Source organism: Cytobacillus sp. NCCP-133 (assembly GCF_026011715.1).
Lineage (GTDB): Bacteria > Bacillota > Bacilli > Bacillales > Cytobacillaceae > Cytobacillus.
This window is the reverse complement of sequence record NZ_BRVM01000046.1, coordinates 1-3,457: the sequence shown is the minus strand read 5'-3', so window position 1 is coordinate 3,457 and position 3,457 is coordinate 1. Positions and strand designations below refer to the sequence as shown.

General features: G+C 33.2%; 3 protein-coding genes. All 3 read right to left on the bottom strand.

Annotation, left to right across the window (positions count from 1 at the left end):
• Positions 1-145 precede the first annotated feature (145 nt).
• Positions 146-1,696 carry a UDP-N-acetylglucosamine 4,6-dehydratase family protein gene (locus NCCP133_RS21685; RefSeq protein WP_264807304.1) on the bottom strand — a complete coding sequence of 517 codons (1,551 nt, stop codon included), beginning with the start codon at positions 1,694-1,696 and terminating at the stop codon, positions 146-148.
• A 366-nt stretch (positions 1,697-2,062) separates the two neighbouring features.
• Positions 2,063-2,827: a GT-D fold domain-containing protein gene (locus NCCP133_RS21680; protein ID WP_264807303.1), complete on the bottom strand. Its 765-nt coding sequence runs from the start codon at positions 2,825-2,827 to the stop codon at positions 2,063-2,065.
• Positions 2,824-3,381 carry a DUF4214 domain-containing protein gene (locus NCCP133_RS21675; protein WP_264807302.1) on the bottom strand — a complete coding sequence of 186 codons (558 nt, stop codon included), beginning with the start codon at positions 3,379-3,381 and terminating at the stop codon, positions 2,824-2,826. The genes NCCP133_RS21680 and NCCP133_RS21675 overlap by 4 nt, the downstream gene beginning before the upstream one ends.
• Between the last annotated feature and the right edge of the window lie 76 nt (positions 3,382-3,457).

The following is a 3,457-nucleotide window of genomic DNA, read 5'->3' as shown; positions in this document are numbered from 1 at the left end:
CCCCGTATCATACCAAGAGGGCTCTTTTTTGTTCAAGTCCCCGAAAATCCTTCTAACAGGAATGCTCCTTTTTCCTTGAATATGATTGGTAAATGTCATTTAATTAAAGAAATACAGATGTTTTTATTCGTTTTTTAACTTCATTTTATTTTCCATTGTAATTTTGAATAATTTTGTCAAGTAAATCCCCTATTTCCTCAGGAGAATGAGTAGTCGCTTCTTTAAGTTTTTTCAATTGTTCTGCCAGGTTTCCATTATTTTTTATTTTGGGAACCGCAATCATCACATGGGGGTGCTTGGTTACGGCTATTTCTTCACTGCTATAAAACAATGATTCATTCAATTTTTCACCCGGGCGAATTCCTGTAAATTCGATTCTAATATCCTTGTCTGGTATATAACCTGATAAACAGATCAATTTTTTTGCAATGTCAATAATTTTAACAGGCTCCCCCATATCCAATACGAAAACTTCCCCACCATTTGATAATGCACCAGCTTCTAGAACAAGTTGTACTGCTTCAGGTATCGTCATAAAATACCTCACCATATTAGGGTGTGTTACGGTAACTGGTCCCCCTGACTCAATTTGTTTCTTAAAGATAGGAATAACACTCCCGCGGCTTTCCAGAACATTTCCAAACCTTACAATAGAAAATTTCGTTAAGCTTTCTGCTGCAATCGATTGAACAATCAGCTCTCCAATCCTTTTTGTTTTCCCCATAATATTTTTAGGTTCGACTGCTTTATCAGTCGATATAAAGACAAATCGCTCAACGCCAAATTTAGATGAAGCCCAAACAAGGTTTTCTGTCCCAAAAATATTGTTTCGTACTGCTGCACCTTCATTTATTTCCATTAATGGAACATGTTTGTGGGCAGCTGCATGAAATACAATATTTGGTTTATACTTATGAAAAATTTGCTCTATATGATACTTATCCTGGATATCAGCTATTGCTAAATGAGTTTGTGTTTGAGGAAATTTTTCCTTTAAATCAGCGGAAATACTAAAAATACTATTTTCACCATGGCCAAGTAAAATAAGACTTCCTGGATTGTATTTGGCAACCTGTTTCACAAGTTCACTTCCAATAGAGCCCCCTGCTCCAGTGATCAAAACGGATTTATTTGTAATATATTCACTTATTCTGTGTGTAGGCTCAATGATGTCTCTTCCAATAAGATCTTTTACATTAATTTTATTCATTTTACTTTTAATTATTTTCTCTTTACGATTCCAAAAACTGTTAGCTAACTTATGTGCACTAGGAAACTGACCATTTATTAAAGTACTTCTTCTAGATATTTTTTCAATTTTGAAGGAGATTGTTGGAACTCCAGGTATAAGTACTACAGATGAAACTAAAAGGATTAATAAAAAAAATAGATTTATTTGTTCGTACAAGAAAACTAAGAAATACATACTAAACAGAAAGGTAGCAATGATTAACGATTTTATAACAAATAAGTATCCCTCCTTATCAAAGTTACCTATTTGTTTTGTTGTCTTAAATTTGTACAGGCACAATTGAGCTAATACAACATAGACTACTAGTGCAAAAATAATTTTTATATTCATTATTTCAAATATTAACTCTTCACTTTCGGCAGCTAGTAAGGAAAGAATAAAAATGCCGGATAGGAAGAAGTAGTTAATAACATATTCTTTTATAAATAGGAACAAACTGTTCATTTTTATTAAATACCCACCCTTTCGTTCTTTTTTATGACCGTTTATTAATAGATTGAAAGACCATTTCGTGTAAATTACTTCATCTAAATTGCATGTTGTTTTTTTGTAAGCTTATACTGATTTACCATCACAATATCATCGTATTCATAAAGGAATGTTTTTGTTTGGGGCATTTACCTCTTTGTCCAAAAAAAATAACCTGTTAGTTTTAACCACAGGTCTTAGGTTTATGACATCTGTAATTTTTTTAAACTTTACGGAAAAAAATAGCTAAACATAACTGTTGAAGAAGGGGTCTTATTATGATGGATTTATCCTATTATTGAGGATGAAGGAGGGCCTTGTAAAAAAAGCTAAAAAATCCTGCTATAAATCCTTCCCTTTTTTAGGTGTATTCTTTGCATTAATTTTATTGAATTCATCGGCAGTTTTACCAAACCTAAAGTCATTGCCTTCTATTATCTTATCTATTGCATGGCCAAAGTCGATAGCGATTTTTCCGCTATCGCGGGCTAGTCGGGGCACAAGAATGGAAGCTGGTAATCCTGCAGAAATTAGGGCCACATCCCAGTTCGGTTTCCTGCATAATAATTTGTAAACCCTTTCTATATCAGCCACACCCTCTAAATTAATTGTATTCGTAACTGTTATTCCTTTTTTCTGAAATAAAGGCAAAGCATCTTTTGAACGCCTTCCAACCAAAACCACTTTTTGCTGACAGAGCCAAGCCCAGAATTGCTGATTTTTTATTAATTGATGGGTTATCCAGGCTGAACACACATACTTCGGCACAATTTGAAGTGCCTCTAACATTTCTTTCGTTATTTGGGCAAATCGCCTATCTTCCTCAGACTTAGATGTTGAACGATGAAATCCAACTATATCCGTTAATTTAATAGATTCTATGATTGCATCCTGCATCTTATGAGGATTGTCTGTTGCACCATTGTATTCTCTATATTTCCAGCCTTTAACCCAGTCAGGATAGGTGGTCCATGCTAAACTAATTTCACTATGGCCAAAACGAGCTAAGGAAAGTGGTTTTTTCTGAAGTGAAGCCTTATTTAATAAATTAACAACCTCTGAGGTTTCGAGCATATGATTTTCATACTCACCCGCTATCTTTCTCATATGTTTTTATCCTTTCTGTAATGTGATTCTATCTTATTTAAAACCATATTTGCGGTTATTTTTTCTGTAATATTATGTGGCTTTCGTACTGCATTTTTATTTTTGAATTTTATTAGACTGGTAAACTCTCTGCTTTTTGTAAAAAAAATAACCACATTGATTTTGTCTTTATTAGACCTAATTCTTAAAAGCAAAGGGAAGGAGTAGTCCTTTTTATTCGGTTTTCGGTTTAAGAATTCCTGAAAAAATTCTTCTATAAAAGCATCTCCATCCCTTTGTAAAATTAGTTGCAGGCGGGTAAAAATCGTTCCTTTTTTACTTAAATCAACATGCTGAACATTAGATACAGATTTGTTTAACTTGCTGAATAATTCATTGCTTCTAAAAAAGGAACTTAGTATTGTCTCTTTTTTCACCCCTTTTTTTAATGCTTCTATATAATTATTAAGCCCCTTATCGTCTGGTTCACGATTTAAAATTTCCCGATATAACTCTTTAACAAATTGTGAACTCCCGTATTTATATATCTCTTGGAGAATTTGTACGATTCTCAAAACAATTTTCTTCCTCCCTCTATAAATATTGATATATCAACGGTTTGACCCGTTGGTGGGATGTCAAAAAAATATT

Coding starts and splice junctions, on each gene's coding strand:
- NCCP133_RS21685 (WP_264807304.1), bottom strand. CDS start 1,696: ATGAACAGTTTGTTCCTATTTATAAAAGAATATGTTATTAACTACTTC.
- NCCP133_RS21680 (WP_264807303.1), bottom strand. CDS start 2,827: ATGAGAAAGATAGCGGGTGAGTATGAAAATCATATGCTCGAAACCTCA.